22 protein-coding genes are annotated in these 26103 nt (G+C 32.4%); 21 read left to right on the plus strand and 1 reads right to left on the minus strand.

The features are described 5' to 3' along the window. From rnjB to rny, 12 genes are all read left to right on the plus strand, one after another. A partial coding sequence (gene rnjB, locus IDG60_RS02050; protein ID WP_206160444.1) for a ribonuclease J2 occupies positions 1-1427 on the plus strand: 1427 nt, incomplete at its 5' end. 256 nt (positions 1428-1683) lie between these two features. Then, the gene (locus IDG60_RS02055; protein ID WP_206160445.1) at positions 1684-4050 is read left to right on the plus strand and encodes an FtsK/SpoIIIE family DNA translocase; all 2367 of its coding nucleotides are present in this window, start codon (positions 1684-1686) and stop codon (positions 4048-4050) included. 4 nt (positions 4051-4054) lie between these two features. Then, a complete protein-coding gene (locus tag IDG60_RS02060) occupies positions 4055-4768 on the plus strand; it encodes a GntR family transcriptional regulator (RefSeq protein ID WP_001293306.1) in 714 nt (237 codons plus the stop codon). A gap of 30 nt (positions 4769-4798) precedes the next feature. Continuing rightward, positions 4799-6064, plus strand: a complete 1266-nt coding sequence (yfmF, locus tag IDG60_RS02065) for an EF-P 5-aminopentanol modification-associated protein YfmF (protein WP_000089941.1) — start codon at positions 4799-4801, stop codon at positions 6062-6064. Continuing rightward, positions 6064-7350: an EF-P 5-aminopentanol modification-associated protein YfmH gene (yfmH, locus tag IDG60_RS02070; protein ID WP_000664775.1), complete on the plus strand. Its 1287-nt coding sequence runs from the start codon at positions 6064-6066 to the stop codon at positions 7348-7350. Before yfmF ends, yfmH begins: the two co-directional genes overlap by 1 nt. Beyond that, positions 7350-8054 carry an elongation factor P 5-aminopentanone reductase gene (gene ymfI / locus IDG60_RS02075; protein WP_000646228.1) on the plus strand — a complete coding sequence of 235 codons (705 nt, stop codon included), beginning with the start codon at positions 7350-7352 and terminating at the stop codon, positions 8052-8054. The genes yfmH and ymfI overlap by 1 nt, the downstream gene beginning before the upstream one ends. 104 nt (positions 8055-8158) lie before the next feature. Further along, the gene (locus IDG60_RS02080) at positions 8159-8986 is read left to right on the plus strand and encodes a YmfK family protein (protein WP_000214890.1); all 828 of its coding nucleotides are present in this window, start codon (positions 8159-8161) and stop codon (positions 8984-8986) included. 18 nt (positions 8987-9004) lie between these two features. Next, the gene (locus IDG60_RS02085; protein WP_000859443.1) at positions 9005-9397 is read left to right on the plus strand and encodes a helix-turn-helix domain-containing protein; all 393 of its coding nucleotides are present in this window, start codon (positions 9005-9007) and stop codon (positions 9395-9397) included. A 33-nt stretch (positions 9398-9430) separates the two neighbouring features. Next, positions 9431-10009, plus strand: a complete 579-nt coding sequence (gene pgsA / locus IDG60_RS02090; RefSeq protein WP_001025093.1) for a CDP-diacylglycerol--glycerol-3-phosphate 3-phosphatidyltransferase — start codon at positions 9431-9433, stop codon at positions 10007-10009. A 223-nt stretch (positions 10010-10232) separates the two neighbouring features. Beyond that, entirely contained in the window at positions 10233-11384 is a 1152-nt protein-coding gene (locus IDG60_RS02095) for a CinA family nicotinamide mononucleotide deamidase-related protein (protein ID WP_000020346.1), read from the plus strand. Positions 11385-11548: 164 nt separating this feature from the next. Further along, on the plus strand, positions 11549-12592 hold the full coding sequence (gene recA, locus IDG60_RS02100) for a recombinase RecA (protein WP_000368166.1): 1044 nt from the start codon (positions 11549-11551) through the stop codon (positions 12590-12592). Between the two features lie 353 nt (positions 12593-12945). Further along, positions 12946-14505, plus strand: a complete 1560-nt coding sequence (rny, locus tag IDG60_RS02105; RefSeq protein WP_001050913.1) for a ribonuclease Y — start codon at positions 12946-12948, stop codon at positions 14503-14505. A gap of 296 nt (positions 14506-14801) precedes the next feature. Here the strand turns inward: rny and IDG60_RS02110 are convergent, their stop codons facing one another. Then, positions 14802-15017, minus strand: a complete 216-nt coding sequence (locus tag IDG60_RS02110; protein WP_000026308.1) for a hypothetical protein — start codon at positions 15015-15017, stop codon at positions 14802-14804. Between the two features lie 173 nt (positions 15018-15190). On the opposite strand from IDG60_RS02110, the gene IDG60_RS02115 reads away from it, so the two are divergent. From IDG60_RS02115 to mutL, 9 genes are all read left to right on the plus strand, one after another. Next, positions 15191-15988 (plus strand): TIGR00282 family metallophosphoesterase, encoded by a 798-nt coding sequence (locus tag IDG60_RS02115; protein ID WP_001222105.1) that lies wholly within the window; start codon positions 15191-15193, stop codon positions 15986-15988. Between the two features lie 139 nt (positions 15989-16127). Continuing rightward, positions 16128-17888, plus strand: a complete 1761-nt coding sequence (locus tag IDG60_RS02120) for a 2-oxoacid:acceptor oxidoreductase subunit alpha (protein ID WP_000804320.1) — start codon at positions 16128-16130, stop codon at positions 17886-17888. Then, the gene (locus tag IDG60_RS02125) at positions 17889-18755 is read left to right on the plus strand and encodes a 2-oxoacid:ferredoxin oxidoreductase subunit beta (protein ID WP_000190138.1); all 867 of its coding nucleotides are present in this window, start codon (positions 17889-17891) and stop codon (positions 18753-18755) included. A gap of 93 nt (positions 18756-18848) precedes the next feature. Next, positions 18849-19142: a thiamine-binding protein gene (locus tag IDG60_RS02130; RefSeq protein WP_000655669.1), complete on the plus strand. Its 294-nt coding sequence runs from the start codon at positions 18849-18851 to the stop codon at positions 19140-19142. A gap of 133 nt (positions 19143-19275) precedes the next feature. Continuing rightward, entirely contained in the window at positions 19276-20820 is a 1545-nt protein-coding gene (miaB, locus tag IDG60_RS02135; protein ID WP_001001524.1) for a tRNA (N6-isopentenyl adenosine(37)-C2)-methylthiotransferase MiaB, read from the plus strand. Further along, the gene (locus IDG60_RS02140; RefSeq protein WP_000282386.1) at positions 20821-21186 is read left to right on the plus strand and encodes a YlbF/YmcA family competence regulator; all 366 of its coding nucleotides are present in this window, start codon (positions 20821-20823) and stop codon (positions 21184-21186) included. A 26-nt stretch (positions 21187-21212) separates the two neighbouring features. Beyond that, positions 21213-21704 carry an energy coupling factor transporter S component ThiW gene (thiW, locus tag IDG60_RS02145; protein ID WP_000842277.1) on the plus strand — a complete coding sequence of 164 codons (492 nt, stop codon included), beginning with the start codon at positions 21213-21215 and terminating at the stop codon, positions 21702-21704. Positions 21705-22006: 302 nt separating this feature from the next. Continuing rightward, on the plus strand, positions 22007-24625 hold the full coding sequence (gene mutS / locus IDG60_RS02150) for a DNA mismatch repair protein MutS (protein ID WP_103182729.1): 2619 nt from the start codon (positions 22007-22009) through the stop codon (positions 24623-24625). Between the two features lie 12 nt (positions 24626-24637). Next, positions 24638-26103, plus strand: a 1466-nt coding sequence (gene mutL, locus IDG60_RS02155) for a DNA mismatch repair endonuclease MutL (RefSeq protein WP_206160446.1), incomplete at its 3' end; no start/stop codon positions are given.

The raw sequence follows: 26103 nt of genomic DNA on the forward strand, positions 1-26103 counted from the left end.
GTGCAGTGAGTTATGTTTTAGAACAATTAGATGCACCAGTATATGGATCTAAATTGACAATAGCGTTAATTAAAGAAAATATGAAAGCCCGTAATATTGATAAAAAAGTTCGCTACTACACAGTTAACAATGATTCAATTATGAGATTCAAAAACGTGAATATTAGTTTCTTTAATACGACACACAGTATTCCTGATAGTTTAGGTGTTTGTATTCACACTTCATATGGTGCCATTGTGTATACAGGTGAATTTAAGTTTGACCAAAGTTTACATGGACATTATGCACCAGATATTAAACGTATGGCAGAGATTGGTGAAGAAGGCGTATTTGTCTTAATCAGTGATTCTACTGAGGCAGAGAAACCTGGATATAATACTCCGGAAAATGTAATTGAACATCATATGTATGATGCTTTTGCAAAAGTGCGAGGTCGCTTGATTGTTTCATGTTATGCTTCGAACTTTATACGTATTCAGCAAGTTTTAAATATTGCTAGCAAGCTAAATCGTAAAGTGTCATTTTTAGGAAGATCACTTGAAAGTTCATTTAATATTGCTCGTAAAATGGGGTATTTCGACATTCCTAAAGATTTGCTAATTCCTATAACAGAAGTTGATAATTATCCTAAAAATGAAGTGATAATTATAGCTACTGGTATGCAAGGAGAACCTGTAGAAGCCTTAAGTCAAATGGCGCAACATAAGCATAAAATTATGAATATCGAAGAAGGCGATTCTGTATTTTTAGCAATTACGGCTTCTGCTAATATGGAAGTTATCATTGCGAATACATTAAATGAGCTTGTACGTGCTGGCGCACATATTATTCCAAATAACAAGAAGATTCATGCTTCAAGTCATGGTTGCATGGAAGAATTAAAAATGATGATTAATATTATGAAACCTGAATACTTTATTCCTGTACAAGGTGAATTTAAAATGCAGATAGCACATGCGAAGCTAGCAGCTGAAGCAGGTGTTGCACCGGAAAAGATTTTCCTTGTGGAAAAAGGAGATGTCATTAATTACAACGGTAAAGATATGATATTAAATGAAAAGGTAAATTCGGGAAATATTTTAATAGATGGTATTGGTATTGGGGATGTAGGAAATATCGTGTTGAGAGACCGTCATCTTTTAGCAGAAGATGGTATCTTTATTGCTGTAGTAACGTTAGATCCTAAAAATAGACGTATAGCTGCGGGTCCTGAAATTCAATCTCGTGGGTTTGTATATGTACGTGAAAGTGAAGACTTATTACGTGAAGCAGAAGAGAAAGTACGTGAAATAGTAGAAGCTGGTTTACAAGAAAAACGCATAGAATGGTCTGAAATTAAGCAAAATATGCGTGATCAAATTAGTAAACTATTATTCGAAAGTACAAAACGTCGTCCTATGATTATTCCAGTAATTTCTGAAATTTAATCAAAAAGTCATTAACATAAAAGAGGTCAGAACAAGTCACCGAAATATAATGGTTGTCATGGACAATTTACTTATATTTTATGATGGTCAATTGAAAGGGGTAACGATTAATCTGTTATCTTAAGTAAATTGATACATAGATGATATTGTTCTAACCTCTTTCATCGTCTGTTTGGACTACATATTCTAAACATCAAATAGGAAATTATATATAATAACGTCGTTTTAACTAAGGCAACATAAGGAGGTGCGTCAATTGGCACAAGCAAAAAAGAAATCGACAGCTAAGAAAAAAACAGCATCAAAAAAAAGAACAAATTCAAGGAAAAAGAAGAATGATAATCCGATACGTTATGTCATAGCTATTTTAGTAGTTGTATTAATGGTGTTGGGTGTTTTCCAATTAGGAATAATCGGTCGTCTAATTGACAGCTTCTTTAATTATTTATTTGGGTACAGTAGATATTTAACATATATTTTAGTACTCTTAGCAACTGGTTTTATTACATACTCTAAACGTATTCCTAAAACTAGACGAACGGCTGGTTCGATTGTATTGCAAATTGCATTGCTATTTGTATCACAGTTAGTTTTTCATTTTAATAGTGGTATCAAAGCTGAAAGAGAACCTGTACTTTCTTATGTGTATCAGTCATACCAACACAGTCATTTCCCAAATTTTGGTGGCGGTGTATTAGGCTTTTATTTATTAGAGTTAAGCGTACCTTTAATTTCATTATTTGGTGTATGTATTATTACTATTTTATTATTATGCTCAAGTGTTATTTTATTAACAAACCATCAACATCGTGAAGTCGCAAAAGTTGTACTGGAAAATATAAAAGCTTGGTTTGGTTCATTTAATGAAAAAATGTCGGAAAGAAACCAAGAAAAACAATTGAAGCGTGAAGAAAAAGCGAGACTTAAAGAAGAACAAAAGGCACGTCAAAATGAACAGCCACAAATAAAAGATGTGAGTGATTTTACGGAAGTGCCTCAAGAAAGAGATATTCCAATTTATGGGCATACTGAAAATGAAAGTAAAAGCCAGTGTCAACCAAGTCGAAAAAAACGAGTGTTTGATGCAGAGAATAGTTCGAATAACATCGTAAATCATCAAGCAGATCAGCAAGAGCAATTAACAGAACAAACTCATAACAGTGTTGAAAGTGAAAACACTATTGAAGAAGCTGGTGAAGTTACGAATGTATCGTATGTTGTTCCACCGTTAACTTTACTTAATCAACCTGCAAAACAAAAAGCAACATCTAAAGCTGAAGTACAACGTAAAGGACAAGTACTAGAGAATACATTAAAAGATTTTGGGGTAAATGCAAAAGTGACACAAATTAAAATTGGTCCTGCAGTAACTCAATATGAAATTCAACCAGCTCAAGGGGTTAAAGTGAGTAAAATTGTAAACTTGCATAATGATATTGCATTAGCTTTAGCAGCAAAAGATGTTAGAATCGAAGCACCAATACCTGGTCGCTCTGCAGTAGGTATTGAAGTGCCAAATGAGAAAATTTCATTAGTTTCACTAAAAGAAGTTTTAGATGAAAAATTCCCGTCTAATAATAAACTAGAAGTTGGATTAGGAAGAGATATATCAGGTGATCCAATTACTGTTCCACTAAATGAAATGCCACACTTATTGGTGGCAGGATCGACGGGTAGTGGTAAATCTGTTTGTATAAATGGTATTATTACAAGTATTTTATTAAATGCTAAGCCGCATGAAGTTAAACTTATGTTAATCGATCCGAAAATGGTTGAACTAAATGTTTATAACGGAATTCCACATTTATTAATTCCGGTTGTTACAAATCCTCATAAAGCTGCTCAAGCTTTAGAAAAAATTGTAGCTGAGATGGAAAGACGTTATGATTTATTCCAACATTCATCAACTAGAAATATTAAAGGTTATAACGAATTAATCCGTAAGCAAAATCAAGAATTAGATGAGAAGCAACCAGAATTACCTTATATCGTTGTTATTGTAGATGAGCTTGCAGATTTAATGATGGTAGCTGGTAAAGAAGTTGAAAATGCGATTCAACGTATCACACAAATGGCACGTGCAGCAGGTATACATTTGATTGTAGCAACACAAAGACCTTCTGTGGATGTAATTACAGGTATCATTAAAAATAACATTCCATCTAGAATTGCTTTTGCTGTGAGTTCTCAAACAGATTCAAGAACTATTATTGGTACTGGCGGCGCAGAAAAGTTACTTGGTAAAGGTGACATGTTATACGTTGGAAATGGTGATTCATCACAAACACGTATTCAAGGGGCGTTTTTAAGTGACCAAGAGGTGCAAGATGTTGTAAATTATGTAGTAGAACAACAACAGGCAAATTATGTAAAAGAAATGGAACCAGATGCACCAGTGGATAAATCGGAAATGAAAAGTGAAGATGCTTTATATGATGAAGCGTATTTGTTTGTTGTTGAACAACAAAAGGCAAGTACATCATTGTTACAACGCCAATTTAGAATTGGTTATAATAGAGCATCTAGGTTGATGGATGATTTAGAACGCAATCAGGTAATCGGTCCACAAAAAGGAAGCAAGCCTAGACAAGTTTTAATAGATCTTAATAATGACGAGGTGTAAAAAAATGTCAGAAATGAATGCGGTATATAACGTTAAACAATACATTTTAAATTTGATTAAGCAAAATAAATTGGAATATGGTGACCAACTTCCAAGTAATTTATCAATTGCCAGAGAATTAAATGTAAAAACCGACGATGTTTATGAAGCAATTCAGGCATTGATTACTGAACAAGTCATTAAAGATAATTTTGAAGAGGGCACAAGTGTTAAATCACTGCCCCCTTTCTTTTATCCATTGAATGAACTTATAAGTATTGGGCAAATGATTAAAAATGCAGGATTTGAATGCGGAACTGAATACTTAAATTTTGATGAGCAACCAGCAACTATGTTAGATGCAAATTTGTTGAGCGTTGAAGAAGGATATCCAGTAACCATTATAGAACGATTACGAACTGCCGATGGAGAACCGGTCGTCTATTGTTTAGATAAAATTGCTAAAAAAGAATTAACATGTACAGAGTATCAAATGAGCAATGGATCGATACTAAGTGCGATAAAAGAACAAAGTAATCATAATATTTGTTACGCTGATACAGAAATTGAAGCGGTAAATTATGAACCTCGAATATCCGAAGTACTGAATGCTTCGCCACACGAAGGTTTGATTTTATTAAAAATTACGCACTACAATGAATTAGATGAACCTATTTTGTATTCATTAAATTATATGAAAAATAGCTTAGTTCAATTTAAAATCACTAGAAAAATATAGATGTAAGAAGATATAGAGGAGGCTATATATTTGAGTAGACAATCTCAACCAAATATACATATCAAAGTTTCACCAACAACTAAATTTAAAACAACTACTATAGTTTTTAAATTTATGGCACCTTTAGAATATGACACAATTACAGCTAGATCATTATTAAGCAAATTATTAGTTCGAGCAACTAAGAAATGGCCAACCGATAAGTCGTTTAATAATCACTTAGCCGATTTATATGGTGCGTATGTGAATAGTACAATTTCAAAATTCAAAGATCAGCATGTCATTACATTTTCATTAGAAATTGTTAATGAACGTTATTTAAGAAACGGTGAATCATTATTTAATCAAGGATTAGATTTATTACAAGAAATCATTTGGAATCCATTAATTGAAAATAAAGCATTCAATGATAATTTTGTTAACCAAGAGAAAACATTATTAGCCAAAAAAATAGAAGCAATGGTAGATAATAAAGCACAATATTCGTTTTTAAAATTACTCGACCATATGTTTGAAAATGAAGCATATAAATACTTATCTACAGGACAACTAGAACAAATCCCACATATTACTGCTGAAACACTATATCATACATATCAATCAATGATTAATAATGATCAATGTTCTGTTTATGTTGTCGGCAATGTAGAACCTGAAAGTGTTGAGAAACAAATACGTGAAAAATTTGCACTTAAACCATTCGATAAACATCAATTCCAACATTCTACTCATCATTTACACGATGAAGAAGTTGATTATATTGTTGAATATGATGACGTGGATCAAGCTAAATTAAATATGGGATACCGTTTTCCAACACAATATGGACAAAGTGGATATGCTGCGTTTGTTGTATTTAACATGATGTTTGGAGGAGATCCTTCATCTGTTTTATTTAATGAAGTGCGAGAAAAGCAAAGTTTAGCGTACTCTATACATTCACAAATTGATGGCAAAAATGGCTATTTATTTGTTTTGAGTGGGGTTTCAAGTGATAAGTACGAAACTGCAAAAGACACTATTATAAGTGAATTTGAAAAAATAAAAGCAGGAGATTTCACTGAAGAAAAATTAGAGTTAGCTAAAAAAGTAATCATTTCTCATCGATATGAATCTGAAGATCGTCCGAAAAGTATTATAGAGATTATGCATAACCAAATATTATTAGAACAACCACAAAGCAAAGAAACATTTATAAATGATATACAGAAGGTAAGTCGCGAAGATATTGTTTCTGTTGCTGAAAAAGCATTTTTAGATACAATCTATGTGTTGACAAAAGGAGGGGATAAATAATGAAAGAGCGTTATTATGAATTAATAGACGAAAGAGTATTCGAACAAGAATTAGAAAATGGTTTACGATTATTTATTATCCCCAAACCAGGTTTTCAAAAGACATTTGTCACTTACACTACACAATTTGGTTCATTAGATAATCAATTCAAACCCCTTGGACAAGACCAATTTGTTACTGTACCTGATGGAGTTGCTCACTTTTTAGAACATAAATTATTTGAAAAAGAAGAAGAAGACTTATTTACTGCGTTTGCTGAAGATAATGCACAAGCAAATGCGTTTACAAGCTTTGATCGTACAAGCTACTTGTTCAGTGCAACTGATAATATTGAAAACAACATTAAACGTTTACTTACAATGGTTGAAACGCCTTATTTTACAAAAGAAACTGTTGATAAAGAAAAAGGTATTATTGCAGAAGAAATAAAAATGTATCAAGAACAACCTGGATATAAATTAATGTTTAATACATTGCGTGCAATGTATCAACGACATCCAATACGTGTTGATATTGCCGGTAGTGTAGAAAGTATATACGATATTACAAAAGATGATTTGTATCTATGTTATGAAACGTTTTATCATCCATCAAATATGGTTTTATTTGTTGTTGGTGATGTGAATCCAGAAGAAATATGTCGAATAGTAAAACAACACGAGGATGCTCGTAATAAAGTTAACCAACCCAAAATCGAACGAGGACTTGTTGATGAACCGGAGGATGTTAAAGAAGCATTTGTTACTGAATCTATGAAAATTCAATCACCAAGACTAATGCTTGGTTTTAAAAATAAACCATTACAAGAAGCGCCTCAAAAATATGTACAACGTGATTTAGAAATGTCATTATTCTTTGAGTTAATTTTTGGGGAAGAAACAGATTTTTATCAGAATTTATTAAACGAAGGACTTATCGATGATACATTTGGTTATCAATTTGTACTAGAGCCGACGTATAGTTTTTCAATCGTGACAAGCGCTACTGAAGAACCAGATAAATTAAAAAAATTATTATTAGATGAGTTGCGTGATAAAAAAGGCAATTTCCAAGATGCAGAAGCATTTGAACTTTTGAAAAAGCAATTTATAGGTGAATTCATATCAAGTTTAAACTCACCTGAATATATTGCTAATCAATATACTAAATTGTATTTTGAAGGTGTTAGCGTGTTTGACATGTTAGACATTGTTGAAAATATCACGTTAGATAGTATTAACGAAACGTCATCGTTATATTTAAATTTAGATCAGCAAGTCGATAGTCGTTTGGAGATTAAAAAGTAATGAAAGCATTAGTATTAGGTGGTTCTGGTTCAATTGGTTCTGAGATAGTCAAACAATTATTAACTGATGGATTTGAAGTTTATGTGCAATATTATCGTACTGATATAAATGAATTAACTAGCAAATTTAATGATGATAAAGTTCGTTTTATACAAGCGGATTTATCTCAAACAATTGATATTGACAAAACATTTGGTGACATTAAATCATTAGACTGTTTAATATATGCAAGTGGTCAGTCTTTATATGGTGTTTTACAAGATATGAAAGACCATGATATTGATGCATGTTATCAGTTAAATGTCTTGCAATTAATTCGATTATGTAGATATTTCGTTGATGTTTTACGTCAAAGTGCCAATGGAAGAATTATTGTAATTTCATCAATTTGGGGTGAGACAGGAGCTAGTATGGAAACTATTTATTCGGCGATGAAAAGTGCACAATTAGGTTTCGTTAAGGCGCTTAGTCAAGAGCTTGCACTAACATCAGTGACAGTAAATGCTATCGCACCTGGATTTGTAGCCGGTAATATGGCAAGTGAGTGGCAAGAAGATGAACTTCAAGCAATGATAACTGAATTACCACAACAGCGATTGGTTTTACCGAGTGAGGTTGCTCATACATGCGCCTATTTATATCACTCAAATGCTAGAAGCGTTACTGGAACTATACAGAAAGTTAATGGTGCTTGGTATATTTAAAATATAGAACTATTTTTATGAGCAAATGTTTTTATGATTGATGTTATAATATGAATATTACAATGAATCATAATTTGTTAATTAAACAAGGGGTGAGGTTCACCATGACAGTTGCAGAGAAAAAAGAATGGTACCTAGAATACGAAATTGAAATTAATAGACCGGGTCTTTTAGGTGATGTATCTAGTTTATTAGGTATGTTAGGTATAAGTATTGTTACAATTAATGGTGTTGATCAAGGTAAACGAGGCCTTTTAATTAAAACAGACAATCTTGAAAAAGTTGAACGTTTTGAGCAAATAGCTCGTGGTATAAATGAAATTGAAATAACAAAGCTTAAAAAACCAGAATTAAGAGACCGTCTTGCAGTTAGACATGGTAGATATATTGAGCAAGATGCAAAAGATAAGAAAACCTTTCGATTTGAGCGTGAAGATTTAGGCTTGTTAGTAGACTTTTTAGCTGAATTGTTCAAAGAAGAAGGTCATAAGTTGATTGGCATTAGAGGTATGCCACGGGTTGGTAAAACTGAATCAATTGTTGCGGGAAGTGTTTGTGCACATAAGAGATGGTTATTTATTAGTTCTACTTTAATAAAACAAACTGTACGTAGCTCTCTAATTAAAGGGGAATATGATGCCAATCATGTATACATTATTGATGGTGCAGTTACTGCCAGAGAATCTAATCCAAAACATCAAGAGCTTGTTAACGAAGTTATGACGTTACCATCAATCAAAGTCGTTGAACATCCAGATTTATTTGTTGAAACAAGTACTTGTACAATGGAAGATTTTGACTATATTATCGAATTGAGAGAAAATGAAAATCAAGAAATACATTACGAAGAAATGAAGAAACAGACAGTCCAAAGTAAGAATAATTTAGATTTTGGAGATCCGTTTGGTGGTGGTTTTGGTTTCTTCGAGTAAGTGTAAGGAGGCTATGAATTGAAAACGGTCGGTGAAGCGCTAAAAGGTAGACGTGAAAGGTTAGGAATGACTTTAACAGAATTAGAGCAACGTACTGGAATTAAACGTGAAATGCTAGTGCATATTGAAAATAATGAATTCGATCAACTACCGAATAAAAATTACAGCGAAGGATTTATTAGAAAATATGCAAGCGTAGTAAATATTGAACCTAACCAATTAATTCAAGCTCATCAAGATGAAATTCCATCGAACCAAGCCGAATGGGACGAAGTAATTACAGTTTTCAATAATAATAAAGACTTAGATTATAAGAGTAAATCAAAAGAGCCAATACAATTATTAGTAATCATGGGTATTACAGTTTTAATAACTTTATTGTTATGGATCATGTTAGTTTTAATATTTTAACAGAAATAAATTAGTGAGAAATGAGGATGTATAATGAATATTCCGAACCAGATTACGGTTTTTAGAGTAGTGTTAATACCAGTTTTTATATTGTTTGCGTTAGTTGATTTTGGATTTGGCAATGTGTCATTTCTAGGAGGATATGAAATAAGAATTGAGTTATTAATCAGTGGTTTTATTTTTATATTGGCTTCCCTTAGCGATTTTGTTGATGGTTATTTAGCTAGAAAATGGAATTTAGTTACAAATATGGGGAAATTTTTGGATCCATTAGCGGATAAATTATTAGTTGCAAGTGCTTTAATTGTACTTGTGCAACTAGGACTAACAAATTCTGTAGTAGCAATCATTATTATTGCCAGAGAATTTGCCGTAACTGGTTTACGTTTACTACAAATTGAACAAGGATTTGTAAGTGCAGCTGGTCAATTAGGTAAAATTAAAACAGCAGTTACTATGGTAGCAATTACTTGGTTGTTATTAGGTGATCCATTGGCAACATTGATTGGTTTGTCATTAGGACAAATTTTATTATACATTGGCGTTATTTTTACTATCTTATCTGGTATTGAATACTTTTATAAAGGTAGAGATGTTTTTAAACAAAAATAAATATTTGTTTATACTAGATTTCATTTTCATATGGAATCTAGTTTTTTTAATCCCAATTTTAGAAATTAGCCACGCAATTGTTTATAATGATATATTGTAAAACAATATTTGTTCATTTTTTAGGCAAATGTGTTGTAGCATCTGATACATTGAATCTAAAATTGATGTGAATTTTTAAATGGAATACATGAAAAAAGAATTAAACGATACAAGGGGGATATAAATGTCAATTGCCATTATTGCTGTAGGCTCAGAACTATTGCTAGGTCAAATCGCTAATACCAACGGACAATTTCTATCTAAAGTATTTAATGAAATTGGACAAAATGTATTAGAACATAAAGTTATTGGAGATAATAAAAAACGTTTAGAATCAAGTGTACGTCATGCGCTAGAAAAATATGATACTGTTATTTTAACAGGTGGCTTAGGTCCTACGAAAGATGACTTAACGAAGCATACAGTGGCCCAGATTGTTGGTAAAGATTTAGTTATTGATGAGCCTTCTTTAAAATATATTGAAAGCTATTTTGAGGAACAAGGACAAGAAATGACACCTAATAATAAACAACAGGCTTTAGTAATTGAAGGTTCAACTGTATTAGCAAATCATCATGGCATGGCTCCAGGAATGATGGTGAATTTTGAAAACAAACAAATTATTTTATTACCAGGTCCACCGAAAGAAATGCAACCAATGGTGAAAAATGAATTGTTGTCACATTTTATAAACCATAATCGAATTATACATTCTGAACTATTAAGATTTGCGGGAATAGGTGAATCTAAAGTAGAAACAATATTAATAGATCTTATCGATAAACAGACTAATCCTACGATTGCGCCTTTGGCGGGAAGTCATGAAGTATATATTAGATTGACTGCAAATGCCGACTCAAAAGAACAAGCACAATCATTGATTCAACCTGTTAAACAAGAAATTCTTGATCGTATTGGAGAATATTATTATGGTTCAGATGACACATTAATTGAGCAAGCTGTAATAAAGAAAATTCATGAACCTTTTGTAATATATGATGGTATTACTAATGGTGCTTTATATCATCGATTGAAAGAAGTGGATTTAAACGATGTTCTAAAGGGTATGATTAATCACAATGAAAACTTTGTTGATATTAATAAACCTATTGAGCAGCAATTAAAAGATGCAGTGCAATTTGTTAATAAATTGTTTAATGTGTCATCAGCAATTATTCTATTAGAGTATGATGGTGTAGTCCATATAGGCTATGATAATAACTTTGAATTTAAAACTGAGCAATTTAAAATGTCTAAATCTAGAAATTTATTAAAGAACAGAAGTCAAAATTATGCGCTCATAAGATTATTAAATTGGCTTAGAACAACAAATTAATTGTATTATCGATAAAAATATAAGCACGTTTGTTCGTTTTTGCGTTTTGATTTCAAGATTTTATACGAACAAATATTCGCAAAACACTTGTATTTTATTTTGAATCCTTGTATAGTATTGATAAGATAATTAAAAGATAGCAATTTCAATTAGGAGGTCTCGCTTTGGATAACGATCGTCAAAAAGCTTTAGATACAGTAATTAAAAATATGGAGAAATCTTTCGGTAAAGGTGCCGTAATGAAGTTGGGTGACAATATAGGTCGCCGAGTTTCAACTACATCAACTGGTTCAGTTACATTAGATAATGCGCTAGGTGTAGGTGGCTATCCTAAAGGACGAATTATTGAAATTTATGGTCCTGAAAGTTCTGGTAAGACAACAGTAGCGCTTCACGCTATTGCTGAAGTACAAAGTAATGGCGGGGTGGCAGCATTTATCGATGCTGAACATGCTTTAGATCCAGAATATGCTCAAGCATTAGGCGTAGATATCGATAATTTATATTTATCGCAACCGGATCATGGTGAACAAGGTCTTGAAATCGCCGAAGCATTTGTTAGAAGTGGTGCAGTTGATATTGTAGTTGTAGACTCAGTTGCTGCTTTAACACCTAAAGCTGAAATTGAAGGAGAAATGGGAGACACTCACGTTGGTTTACAAGCTCGTTTAATGTCACAAGCGTTACGTAAACTTTCAGGTGCTATTTCTAAATCAAATACAACTGCTATTTTCATCAACCAAATTCGTGAAAAAGTTGGTGTTATGTTCGGTAATCCAGAGACTACACCAGGTGGACGTGCATTAAAATTCTATAGTTCAGTAAGACTAGAAGTACGTCGTGCAGAACAGCTTAAACAAGGACAAGAAATTGTAGGTAATAGAACTAAAATTAAAGTCGTTAAAAATAAAGTGGCACCACCATTTAGAGTAGCTGAAGTTGATATTATGTATGGACAAGGTATTTCTAAAGAGGGTGAACTTATTGATTTAGGTGTTGAAAACGACATCGTTGATAAATCAGGAGCATGGTATTCTTACAATGGCGAACGAATGGGTCAAGGTAAGGAAAATGTTAAAATGTACTTGAAAGAAAATCCACAAATTAAAGAAGAAATTGATCGTAAATTGAGAGAAAAATTAGGTATATCTGATGGTGATGTTGAAGAAACAGAAGATGCACCAAAGTCATTATTTGACGAAGAATAGTACACAAATTTATATCTATAGTTAAACTTAGCAAATATCCTTATAGGATTGATTGAAAGTGATATTCATCTCATAAAGCTAGAATAATATCTAACTTTATGGGATACACTACAAATCGAGACTATAAGGTTTTTTATTTTATTTATTATTACATTATCAATAGTTTTATAATCGAGCTTCAAAACTTTAGAAAATAGTAGAAATAGCATTCAATATAGTGCAAAAGTGCAAATTGATAACTTGACACTTATCTCCTATAAACCGTACAATTAATTTGTATGATTTATATATAATTTCATAAAGTCATATTGAATTTCATATAAAGAGCAAACCCTAGAAAAGGAGGTGTTTGTGTGAATTTATTAAGCCTCCTACTCATTTTGCTGGGGATCATTCTAGGAGTTGTTGGAGGGTATGTTGTTGCCCGAAATTTGTTGCTTCAAAAGCAATCACAAGCTAGACAAACTGCCGAAGATATTGTAAATCAAGCACATAAAGAAGCTGACAATATCAAAAAAGAGAAATTACTTGAGGCAAAAGAAGAAAACCAAATCCTAAGAGAACAAACTGAAGCAGAACTACGAGAAAGACGTAGCGAACTTCAAAGACAAGAAACCCGACTTCTTCAAAAAGAAGAAAACTTAGAGCGCAAATCTGATCTATTAGATAAAAAAGATGAGATTTTAGAGCAAAAAGAATCAAAAATTGAAGAAAAACAACAACAAGTAGATGCAAAAGAGAGTAGTGTTCAAACGTTAATAATGAAGCATGAACAAGAATTAGAACGCATCTCCGGTCTCACTCAAGAAGAAGCTATTAATGAGCAACTTCAAAGAGTAGAGGAAGAACTGTCACAAGATATTGCAGTACTTGTTAAAGAAAAAGAAAAAGAAGCTAAAGAAAAAGTTGATAAAACAGCAAAAGAATTATTAGCTACAGCAGTACAAAGATTAGCAGCAGATCACACAAGTGAATCAACGGTATCAGTAGTTAACTTACCTAATGATGAGATGAAAGGTCGAATCATTGGACGAGAAGGACGAAACATCCGCACACTTGAAACTTTAACTGGCATTGATTTAATTATTGATGACACACCAGAAGCGGTTATATTATCTGGTTTTGATCCAATAAGAAGAGAAATTGCTAGAACAGCACTTGTTAACTTAGTATCTGATGGACGTATTCATCCAGGTAGAATTGAAGATATGGTCGAAAAAGCTAGAAAAGAAGTAGACGATATTATTAGAGAAGCAGGTGAACAAGCTACATTTGAAGTGAACGCACATAATATGCATCCTGACTTAGTAAAAATTGTAGGGCGTTTAAACTATCGTACGAGTTACGGTCAAAATGTACTTAAACATTCAATTGAAGTTGCGCATCTTGCTAGTATGTTAGCTGCTGAGCTAGGCGAAGATGAGACATTAGCGAAACGAGCTGGACTTTTACATGATGTTGGTAAAGCAATTGATCATGAAGTAGAAGGTAGTCATGTTGAAATCGGTGTAGAATTAGCGAAAAAATATGGTGAAAATGAAACAGTTATTAATGCAATCCATTCTCACCATGGTGATGTTGAACCTACATCTATTATATCTATCCTTGTTGCTGCTGCAGATGCATTGTCTGCGGCTCGTCCAGGTGCAAGAAAAGAAACATTAGAGAATTATATTCGTCGATTAGAACGTTTAGAAACGTTATCAGAAAGTTATGATGGTGTAGAAAAAGCATTTGCGATTCAGGCAGGTAGAGAAATCCGAGTGATTGTATCTCCTGAAGAAATTGATGATTTAAAATCTTATCGATTGGCTAGAGATATTAAAAATCAGATTGAAGATGAATTACAATATCCTGGTCATATCAAGGTGACAGTTGTTCGAGAGACTAGAGCAGTAGAATATGCGAAATAATTTTTGTCTCCCTCACAAATTAGTGAGGGAGCTTTTTTAAGTTGTAGTCTCAATCTAATTAGACAGCACTTTATCGGTAATAACTATAGTAAACAGTGGTTATTTGAAAGTAAGACGGACCTTATATTAAATAAGAAGTTATTGCTTTTAATAAAAATGTTTTAGGCTTCGTATTTACTATATTTATATTATGTAAACCTATAAAGATGAGTGCTTTTCTAACCAATAAAAAAGAAGAGAAGATGTAACACATCTTCTCTTCTGCAATATTAATTAGGATTTATTTCTAAGTTGAGTTATTTTAATTGTAAATCTGTTTTCTTTAATTCTTTTATAACTTCTGCAGTATCATAACAATTTGTTGCAATTGTTGAATATCTCTCTGCTAAACGATATGCATTAATGTAAAGCTTTAAACTTTCTTTAGCTATATCCTCTGCATCTTCGAATTTTGATGGGTTAGACATAACCACTAATTCTGCAAATTTTTCTGGATCAATATTAATAGACATGTATTTATTTACAACTCCTATTTATTTTGATGTCTTAATACTAACATATTGAAGTTTTCAGACAAAGTAATGTCTCTCTATAATTGAAGAAAAATAATTCAAAGAATTTAATATTTACTTTAAATATTAGAACGTATGAATTAAACTAGTATTTATGAGAGGATGAACAAAACATGAGAATAATGTTTATAGGGGATATCGTAGGTAAAATTGGACGAGACGCAATTGAAACGTACATACCTCAACTGAAGCAAAAGTATAAACCAACAGTTACAATTGTAAATGCTGAAAATGCAGCACATGGTAAAGGTTTGACTGAAAAAATATATAAACAATTACTAAGAAATGGTGTAGATTTCATGACTATGGGTAATCACACATATGGTCAACGTGAAATTTATGATTTTATAGATGAAGCAAAACGTCTAGTAAGACCAGCGAATTTTCCGGATGAAGCGCCGGGAATTGGTATGAGATTTATACAAATTAATGATATTAAACTTGCAGTTATTAATCTGCAAGGAAGAGCGTTTATGCCAGATATTGATGATCCTTTTAAAAAGGCAGATCAATTAGTCAAGGAAGCACAAGAACAAACTCCGTTTATATTTGTTGATTTTCATGCAGAAACAACTTCTGAAAAGTATGCAATGGGATGGCATTTAGATGGTAGAGCTAGCGCTGTTGTTGGAACGCATACACACATTCAAACAGCAGATGAACGTATTTTACCAAAGGGGACAGGGTATATAACGGATGTTGGTATGACAGGTTTTTATGACGGCATTTTAGGAATAAATAAAACAGAGGTAATTGAGCGTTTTATCACTAGTTTGCCACAAAGACATGTTGTTCCAAATGAAGGTAGAAGTGTATTATCTGGTGTTGTTATTGATTTAGACAAAGAAGGTAAAACAAAGCACATCGAACGTATATTGATAAATGATGACCATCCATTTTCAACATTTTAAAATTACGTAAGTAAACATTCGAATTGGACCCTATCGTCCATTAGTATGAATTTAATATAGTACCACTGTTTACATAGTAAATCGGTGGTTCTTTTTGTTATCATTTAATATGAAATATATCCATAGGAGGCATATAACTATGAAACCACAATTATCGTGGAAAGTTGGCGGTCAACAAGGCGAAGGTATTGAATCAACTGGGGAAATCTTCGCTACGGCTATGAATAGAAAAGGATATTATTTATATGGATATAGACATTTTTCAAGTCGTATCAAAGGTGGACATACGAATAATAAAATTAGAGTTTCTACGACGCCTGTTCATGCAATTAGTGATGATTTAGATATTTTGATTGCATTTGACCAAGAAACAATTGATGTTAACCATCATGAAATGAGAGAAGACAGTATTATTTTAGCTGATGCCAAGGCTAAACCTGTGAAACCAGAAGGATGTCATGCACAGCTTATTGAATTACCTTTTACAGCAACCGCTAAAGAATTAGGTACAGCATTAATGAAAAACATGGTTGCAATAGGTGCTACTAGCGCATTGATGAATTTGAATACAAATACATTTGAAGAACTTATTACTAATATGTTTTCTAAAAAAGGTGACAAGGTAGTTGAAGTCAATATCCAAGCATTAAACGAAGGTTATCAATTAATGCAATCCCGCTTACCTGAAATCGACGGGGACTTTGAATTAGAGTCAACAGATGCACTACCACATCTATATATGATTGGTAACGATGCCATTGGATTAGGTGCAATTGCTGCAGGTTCACAATTTATGGCGGCATATCCTATTACACCTGCGTCTGAAGTTATGGAATATATGATTGCCAATATATCTAAAGTAAACGGAGCGGTTATTCAAACAGAAGATGAAATTGCTGCTGTAACTATGGCTATTGGTGCAAATTATGGTGGAGTCAGAGCGTTTACGGCTAGTGCTGGTCCAGGTTTATCTTTAATGATGGAAGCAATTGGATTATCTGGTATGACTGAAACGCCATTAGTCATTATTAATACTCAACGAGGTGGACCTTCTACTGGATTACCTACGAAACAAGAACAGTCAGATTTAATGCAAATGATTTATGGTACACATGGTGATATTCCAAAAATAGTTGTAGCACCAACTGATGCAGAAGATGCATTTTATTTAACTATGGAAGCCTTTAATTTAGCAGAACAATATCAATGCCCTGTTATAGTTTTAAGTGATTTGCAATTATCTTTAGGTAAACAAACTGTTGAAAAATTAGATTATAATCGCATTGAAATTAAACGTGGTGAAATCATTCAATCTGATATTGAACGTGAAGAAGATGATAAAGGTTATTTCAAGCGTTATGCGTTAACATCCAATGGTGTTTCTCCTAGACCTATCCCCGGTGTTAAAGGAGGTATTCATCATATAACTGGTGTGGAACACAATGAAGAAGGTAAACCTAGTGAATCTGCGTCAAATAGACAACAACAAATGGAAAAACGAATGCGTAAAATTGAGCAGTTACTAATTGAATCGCCAGTAGAAGCTAACTTACAACATGAGGATGCAGATATTCTTTATATCGGTTTTATTTCTACAAAAGGTGCAATTCAAGAAGGTAGTAACCGTTTGAATCAACAAGGCATAAAAGTTAACACTATACAAATTAGACAATTGCATCCATTCCCAACAAGCGTTATTCAAGATGCAGTTAATAAAGCGAAGAAAGTCGTTGTAGTGGAGCACAATTATCAAGGACAATTGGCTAGTATTATAAAAATGAATGTCAATATTCATGATAAGATTGAAAATTATACAAAGTATGATGGGACACCTTTCCTACCACATGAAATCGAAGAAAAAGGCAAAATAATTGCTACTGAAATAAAGGAGATGGTATAGATGGCGACATTTAAAGATTTTAGAAATAATGTTAAGCCTAACTGGTGCCCCGGATGTGGCGATTTCTCAGTACAAGCTGCAATTCAAAAAGCAGCCGCAAATATAGGGTTAGAACCTGAAGAAGTAGCTATCATCACCGGTATAGGATGTTCTGGCCGTCTTTCAGGATATATTAATTCTTATGGCGTTCATTCTATTCACGGACGTGCATTACCTTTAGCTCAAGGTGTAAAAATGGCGAATAAAGATTTAACTGTTATTGCATCGGGAGGAGATGGTGATGGTTATGCTATAGGTATGGGGCATACAATCCATGCTTTAAGAAGAAATATGAACATGACGTATATAGTCATGGATAATCAAATTTATGGTTTGACAAAGGGACAAACATCGCCGTCATCAGCAGTAGGATTTGTTACTAAAACAACGCCAAAAGGTAATATAGAAAAAAATGTTGCGCCTTTAGAATTAGCATTATCATCTGGTGCCACATTTGTAGCCCAAGGTTTTTCAAGCGATATTAAAGGATTAACAAAACTAATTGAAGATGCAATTAATCATGATGGATTTTCATTCGTTAATGTCTTTTCACCATGTGTGACTTATAATAAAATTAACACATACGATTGGTTTAAAGAACATTTAACAAGTGTTGATGACATTGAAAATTATGATTCTACAGATAAACAATTAGCGACTAAAACTGTTATTGAACATGAATCTTTAGTAACTGGTATTGTTTATCAAGATAAAGAAACACCATCATATGAATCTCAAATTAAAGAGTTAGATGATACACCACTTGCTAAAAGAGATATCAAAATTACTGAAGACACCTTCAATGCATTAACTGAACAATTTATTTAATAATTAAAACTGAGTCGTATAAATGTATTTATAACAGATCCATTTATGCTACTCAGTTTTTTACTATTACAAAAAATAAAGGAGTTTTTAAAAATGAAAGACACATTAATGAGTATACAAATAATTCCTAAAACACCAAACAATGACAATGTTATACCTTACGTAGACGAGGCGATTAAAATAATTGACGAATCTGGTATGCATTTTAGAGTAGGTCCGTTAGAAACGACAGTACAAGGAAATATGAATGAATGTTTAATTTTAATACAATCATTAAATGAACGAATGGTGGAACTTGAATGTCCAAGTATTATTAGCCAAGTTAAGTTTTATCATGTGCCAGATGGCATCACTATTGAAACTTTAACTGAAAAATATGATGAATAACATTAAAAGTGAAGTAAACTGGATTTGAATTGGCTTGTTAGAGATGACGTATAACTTTAACTGTTTTTGCACTTTATAGTTAAATTTAATATAATTATTAAATGATACGGGCAAATAGAAAGGATTTTGTAAAGTGAACGAAGAACAAAGAAAAGCAAGTTCTGTAGATGTTTTAGCTGAGAGAGATAAGAAAGCAGAAAAAGATTATAGTAAATATTTTGAACATGTTTATCAGCCGCCTAATTTAAAAGAAGCGAAAAAAAGAGGTAAACAAGAAGTTCGTTATAATAGAGATTTCCAAATTGATGAAAAATATCGCGGTATGGGGAACGAGCGTACATTTTTAATTAAAACATATGGATGTCAAATGAATGCACATGACACTGAGGTCATTGCTGGTATACTTGAAGCATTAGGCTATCAAGCAACGACTGATATTAACACTGCAGATGTTATTTTAATTAATACATGTGCGATTAGAGAAAATGCCGAGAACAAAGTGTTTAGTGAAATAGGTAATTTGAAGCATTTGAAAAAAGAACGACCTGATATTTTAATCGGTGTTTGTGGTTGTATGTCACAAGAAGAGTCAGTAGTGAATAAAATTTTAAAATCGTATCAAAATGTAGATATGATATTTGGTACACATAATATTCATCATTTACCAGAAATTTTAGAAGAAGCATACTTATCTAAAGCAATGGTTGTTGAAGTATGGTCTAAAGAAGGAGACGTTATTGAAAATCTTCCAAAAGTCCGTGAAGGCAACATTAAAGCATGGGTCAATATTATGTATGGTTGTGATAAGTTTTGTACATATTGTATTGTTCCATTTACAAGAGGTAAAGAACGAAGCCGTAGACCTGAAGACATTATAGATGAAGTACGTGAACTTGCTCGTGAAGGTTACAAAGAAATAACGCTTTTAGGTCAAAATGTAAATTCTTATGGTAAAGATTTACAGGATATAGAATATGACTTAGGAGATCTTTTACAAGCAATTTCTAAAATAGCGATTCCAAGAGTTCGTTTCACAACAAGTCATCCTTGGGACTTTACAGATCACATGATTGATGTTATTTCAGAGGGTGGTAATATCGTTCCTCATATCCACTTGCCAGTTCAATCTGGAAATAATGCAGTATTAAAAATAATGGGTAGAAAATATACACGAGAAAGTTATTTGGATTTAGTAAAACGAATCAAAGATAGAATTCCTAATGTAGCATTAACTACAGATATTATTGTAGGGTATCCAAATGAATCAGAGGAACAATTTGAAGAAACTTTAACTCTGTATGATGAAGTTGGTTTTGAACATGCATATACGTACTTGTATTCACAACGTGATGGTACGCCTGCTGCTAAAATGAAAGATAATGTACCTTTAAATGTCAAAAAGGAACGATTGCAACGTTTGAATAAAAAAGTTGGTCATTATTCACAAATAGCTATGAGTAAGTACGAAGGACAAACTGTAACAGTACTTTGTGAAGGTAGTAGTAAAAAAGATGATCAGGTTCTTGCTGGCTACACTGATAAAAATAAGCTAGTTAATTTCAAAGCACCTAAAGAAATGATTGGTAAACTAGTGGAAGTACGAATAGATGAAGCTAAACAGTATTCATTAAATGGCAGTTTTGTAAAGGAAGTAGAGCCGGAAATGGTGATTCAATAAATGTATAATAAAGATGACGTGTTGAAACAAGCGGATAATATTGCAAATAAAATTAAAAATTTGGATACTATCAAAACATATCAACAAATTGAAGCACAGATTCATCAGAACCAAACGATAAAGACTAAAATGGATATGTTAAAAAAGCATCAAAAACAAGCAGTAAACTTTCAAAATTACGGGAAACAAAATGCGCTAGAACAGTCGGAACATACCATTCAAAGTATAGAAGCAGAAATAAATACATTGCCCATAGTTGAACAGTTTCAAACTTCACAATATGAAGCGAATCAATTATTGAAAATGTTTGTATCAACAATGGAAACACGTTTAAATGACCATAATAAAGCCAAGCATAGTGATTAATTACAAACAAAAAGGAGAACAATCATATGAAATCAAGAAAACTGGCTATAACTGCACTTTTAATTGCAATAAATGTTGTATTAAGCAGTATTATCATCATTCCTCTAGGACCAGTTAAGGCAGCACCAGTACAGCATTTTGTAAATGTATTAAGTGCGGTCATAGTAGGTCCTTGGTATGGATTAGCTCAAGCGCTTATATCATCAATTTTAAGAGTTCTTTTTGGTACTGGTACAGCTTTTGCATTTCCAGGTAGTATGATTGGAGTTTTATTGGCTAGTATGTTTTACATATATCGTAAACATATATTCATGGCCGCGGTCGGTGAAGTACTTGGAACTGGTGTCATCGGAAGTTTAATTTGTATACCATTAGCATATTTCCTTGGGCTTCAAGACTTCTTCATTAAACCGCTAATGATTACGTTCATAGTCTCAAGTGCTATCGGATCTATTATAAGTTATTTCTTATTAATTACTCTAAAAAAACGTGGTATTCTTCAAAGGTTTATAAAATAATTTTATGATATATGATTTCAAACAGAGTCATTGTTCATTTTAATATTGAACGCCCTTACTTAATTAAATGTCTTGAATGTTAGAATTTTAATTTAATTCTAAACATGCTATTGACACATTTTATTAGGTTTGAGGCGTTTTCTTATACATTTAAGATGCTTCGTGATTATATGGTATGAATAGGTTTGTAAAAGTAAGTATGTTAAAATGTATAAGTTAAATAATTAATAATTAGAAAGCTTACAAACGAATATATTGTAAAGACAAATTTTAAAAAGAGACAAGGGTTGTGAAGAAATAATATGTCTAATGTTACACCAATGATGCAGCAATATTTAAAAATAAAATCAGAATACCAAGATTGCTTATTATTTTTTAGACTAGGTGATTTCTATGAAATGTTTTATGAAGATGCCAAGGAGGCATCACGTGTACTTGAAATTACTTTAACTAAAAGAGATGCTAAAAAAGAAAATCCAATTCCGATGTGTGGTGTTCCGTATCATTCTGCAGATAGTTATATAGATACACTTGTTAATAATGGATATAAAGTAGCTATTTGTGAACAGATGGAAGATCCGAAACAAACGAAAGGTATGGTTAGACGTGAGGTAGTAAGAATTGTGACTCCAGGAACTGTGATGGAGCAAGGTGGTGTAGATGATAAACAAAATAACTATATTTTAAGTTTTGTTATGAATCAACCTGAAATTGCGCTTAGTTACTGTGATGTTTCTACTGGCGAATTAAAGGTTACACATTTTAATGATGAAGCGACTTTATTAAATGAAATTACGACGATAAACCCTAACGAAGTTGTTATCAATGACAATATTTCCGATAATTTAAAAAGACAAATTAATATGGTGACAGAAACAATAACAGTCAGGGAAACGTTATCATCAGAAATCTATAGTGTGAATCAAACTGAACATAAATTAATGTATCAAGCGACACAATTATTGCTAGATTATATTCATCATACACAAAAACGTGATTTATCGCATATCGAGGATTTTGTTCAATATGCAGCTATAGATTATATGAAAATGGATTTTTATGCTAAGAGAAACCTTGAGTTAACGGAAAGCATTCGATTAAAATCAAAAAAAGGAACGCTACTTTGGCTAATGGACGAAACGAAAACACCAATGGGAGCACGCCGCTTAAAACAATGGATAGATAGACCACTAATAAGTAAAGAACAAATTGAAGCACGATTAGATATCGTTGATGAATTTAGTGCTCATTTCATAGAAAGAGACACCTTAAGAACATATCTTAATCAAGTGTATGATATTGAACGTCTTGTTGGGCGTGTTAGTTACGGAAATGTTAATGCGAGAGATTTAATTCAACTTAAACATTCCATTTCTGAAATACCGAATATTAAAGCATTACTAAATTCTATGAATCAGAATACGCTTGTACAAGTTAATCAACTAGAACCCCTTGATGATTTACTTGATATATTAGAACAGAGTTTAGTAGAAGAACCACCAATTTCAGTTAAAGATGGCGGACTATTCAAAGTTGGTTTTAATACGCAATTAGATGAATATCTTGAAGCTTCAAAAAACGGAAAAACATGGTTAGCAGAATTACAAGCCAAAGAAAGACAACGTACAGGAATAAAATCATTGAAAATAAGCTTTAATAAAGTGTTTGGTTATTTTATAGAAATAACACGTGCCAACTTGCAAAATTTTGAACCAAGTGAATTTGGTTATATGAGGAAGCAAACGTTATCGAATGCTGAACGTTTTATAACTGATGAACTTAAAGAAAAAGAAGATATCATTTTAGGTGCGGAAGACAAAGCCATCGAATTAGAATATCAATTATTTGTTCAGCTACGTGAAGAAGTTAAAAAATATACTGAACGTTTACAACAACAAGCTAAAATTATTTCAGAGCTAGATTGTTTACAGAGCTTTGCAGAAATTGCTCAAAAATATAATTACACTAGGCCTTCATTTAGTGAAAATAAAACATTAGAATTAGTGGAATCTAGGCACCCAGTAGTGGAAAGAGTAATGGATTATAATGACTATGTGCCTAATAATTGTCGATTAGATAATGAAACATTTATATATTTAATTACAGGTCCGAATATGTCTGGTAAATCGACATATATGAGACAAGTTGCCATAATTAGTATAATGGCCCAAATGGGAGCTTATGTCCCTTGTAAAGAGGCAGTGTTACCTATATTTGATCAAATATTCACTAGAATAGGTGCGGCAGATGATTTGGTTTCAGGTAAGAGTACGTTTATGGTAGAAATGCTAGAAGCACAAAAGGCATTAACTTATGCAACAGAGGATAGTTTGATTATTTTCGATGAAATTGGACGTGGTACTTCAACGTATGACGGTTTAGCTTTAGCGCAGGCAATGATAGAGTATGTAGCTGAAACATCGCATGCTAAAACGTTATTTTCAACACATTATCATGAATTGACAACATTAGATCAAGCATTACCAAGTCTAAAAAATGTTCACGTCGCTGCTAATGAATATAAAGGTGAACTTATATTCTTGCATAAAGTCAAAGATGGTGCAGTTGACGATAGTTATGGTATTCAAGTTGCGAAATTAGCTGATTTACCTGAAAAAGTTATTAGCAGAGCACAAGTGATTCTAAGCGAGTTTGAAGCGTCTGCTGGTAAAAAATCATCGATATCAAATTTAAAAATGGTCGAAAATGAACCTGAAATTAATCAAGAAAATTTAAACTTAAGTGTTGAAGAAACAACTGATACTTTATCTCAAAAAGACTTTGAACAAGCATCATTTGATTTGTTTGAAAATGATCAAGAAAGCGAGATTGAACTACAAATTAAAAATTTGAATTTATCTAATATGACACCAATTGAGGCATTGGTGAAGTTAAGTGAATTACAAAATCAATTAAAATAGAGGTGTTGCAAAATGGGGAAAATTAAAGAACTCCAAACCTCATTAGCAAATAAAATCGCAGCAGGTGAAGTAGTTGAAAGACCGAGTTCTGTTGTGAAAGAACTGTTGGAAAATGCTATAGATGCAGGCGCTACAGAAATAAGCATTGAAGTAGAGGAATCTGGCGTCCAATCTATTCGCGTAGTCGATAATGGAAGCGGAATTGAAGCGGAAGACTTAGGATTAGTATTTCATAGACATGCGACTAGTAAATTAGATCAAGATGAAGATTTATTTCATATTAGGACATTAGGATTCCGTGGTGAAGCACTAGCCAGTATTTCATCAGTTGCTAAAGTAACATTGAAGACTTGCACGGATAATGCTAATGGAAATGAAATATATGTAGAAAATGGTGAAATATTAAATCATAAGCCTGCAAAAGCGAAAAAAGGAACAGATATACTTGTAGAATCATTATTTTATAATACACCAGCACGTTTAAAATATATTAAAAGTTTATACACTGAACTAGGTAAAATAACAGATATTGTCAATAGAATGGCTATGAGCCATCCGGACATTCGAATAGCACTCATTTCAGATGGCAAAACAATGTTAAGTACAAATGGTTCAGGACGAACTAATGAAGTGATGGCAGAGATTTATGGGATGAAAGTTGCACGAGATTTAGTACATATATCTGGAGATACAAGTGATTATCACATTGAAGGTTTTGTTGCAAAGCCTGAACATTCTAGAAGTAATAAGCACTATATTTCTATTTTTATTAATGGACGATACATTAAAAACTTTATGCTAAATAAAGCGATTTTAGAAGGCTATCATACACTCTTAACAATAGGTAGGTTCCCGATTTGTTATATTAATATTGAAATGGATCCAATCTTAGTAGACGTAAATGTTCATCCAACAAAACTAGAAGTGCGTTTATCAAAAGAAGAGCAACTATATCAATTGATAGTGAGCAAAATACAAGAAGCATTTAAAGACCGTATATTAATTCCTAAAAATAACTTGGATTATGTGCCGAAAAAAAATAAAGTGTTACATTCATTCGAACAACAAAAAATCGAATTTGAACAAAGACAAAACACAGAGAATAATCAAGAGAAGACGTTTTCATCTGAAGAAAGTAACAGTAAGCCATTTATGGTAGAAAATCAAAACGATGAAATAGTTATAAGAGAAGATTCATATAATCCATTCGTAACGAAAACGTCTGAAAGTTTAATAGCTGATGATGAATCTTCCGGTTATAATAATACACGTGAAAAAGATGAAGACTACTTCAAAAAGCAACAAGAAATTCTACAAGAAATGGATCAAACATTTGATTCGAATGACGATACATCTGTGCAAAATTATGAGAATAAAGCGTCTGATGATTATTATGATGTAAACGATATTAAAGGAACAAAAAGTAAAGACCCTAAACGAAGAATTCCATATATGGAAATTGTTGGCCAAGTACATGG

It is taken from the genome of Staphylococcus sp. EG-SA-2 (assembly GCF_017152085.1).

Bases quoted from the DNA above. Each gene is read 5' to 3' on its own strand.
- thiW (WP_000842277.1), top strand. From the start codon at position 21,213: ATGAAATCAAGAAAACTGGCTATAACTGCACTTTTAATTGCAATAAAT.
- IDG60_RS02130 (WP_000655669.1), top strand. From the start codon at position 18,849: ATGAAAGACACATTAATGAGTATACAAATAATTCCTAAAACACCAAAC.
- IDG60_RS02120 (WP_000804320.1), top strand. From the start codon at position 16,128: ATGAAACCACAATTATCGTGGAAAGTTGGCGGTCAACAAGGCGAAGGT.
- IDG60_RS02095 (WP_000020346.1), top strand. From the start codon at position 10,233: ATGTCAATTGCCATTATTGCTGTAGGCTCAGAACTATTGCTAGGTCAA.
- IDG60_RS02080 (WP_000214890.1), top strand. From the start codon at position 8,159: ATGACAGTTGCAGAGAAAAAAGAATGGTACCTAGAATACGAAATTGAA.
- IDG60_RS02110 (WP_000026308.1), bottom strand. From the start codon at position 15,017: ATGTCTATTAATATTGATCCAGAAAAATTTGCAGAATTAGTGGTTATG.
- ymfI (WP_000646228.1), top strand. From the start codon at position 7,350: ATGAAAGCATTAGTATTAGGTGGTTCTGGTTCAATTGGTTCTGAGATA.
- IDG60_RS02125 (WP_000190138.1), top strand. From the start codon at position 17,889: ATGGCGACATTTAAAGATTTTAGAAATAATGTTAAGCCTAACTGGTGC.
- IDG60_RS02115 (WP_001222105.1), top strand. From the start codon at position 15,191: ATGAGAATAATGTTTATAGGGGATATCGTAGGTAAAATTGGACGAGAC.
- pgsA (WP_001025093.1), top strand. From the start codon at position 9,431: ATGAATATTCCGAACCAGATTACGGTTTTTAGAGTAGTGTTAATACCA.
- IDG60_RS02140 (WP_000282386.1), top strand. From the start codon at position 20,821: ATGTATAATAAAGATGACGTGTTGAAACAAGCGGATAATATTGCAAAT.
- mutS (WP_103182729.1), top strand. From the start codon at position 22,007: ATGTCTAATGTTACACCAATGATGCAGCAATATTTAAAAATAAAATCA.
- IDG60_RS02060 (WP_001293306.1), top strand. From the start codon at position 4,055: ATGTCAGAAATGAATGCGGTATATAACGTTAAACAATACATTTTAAAT.
- yfmH (WP_000664775.1), top strand. From the start codon at position 6,064: ATGAAAGAGCGTTATTATGAATTAATAGACGAAAGAGTATTCGAACAA.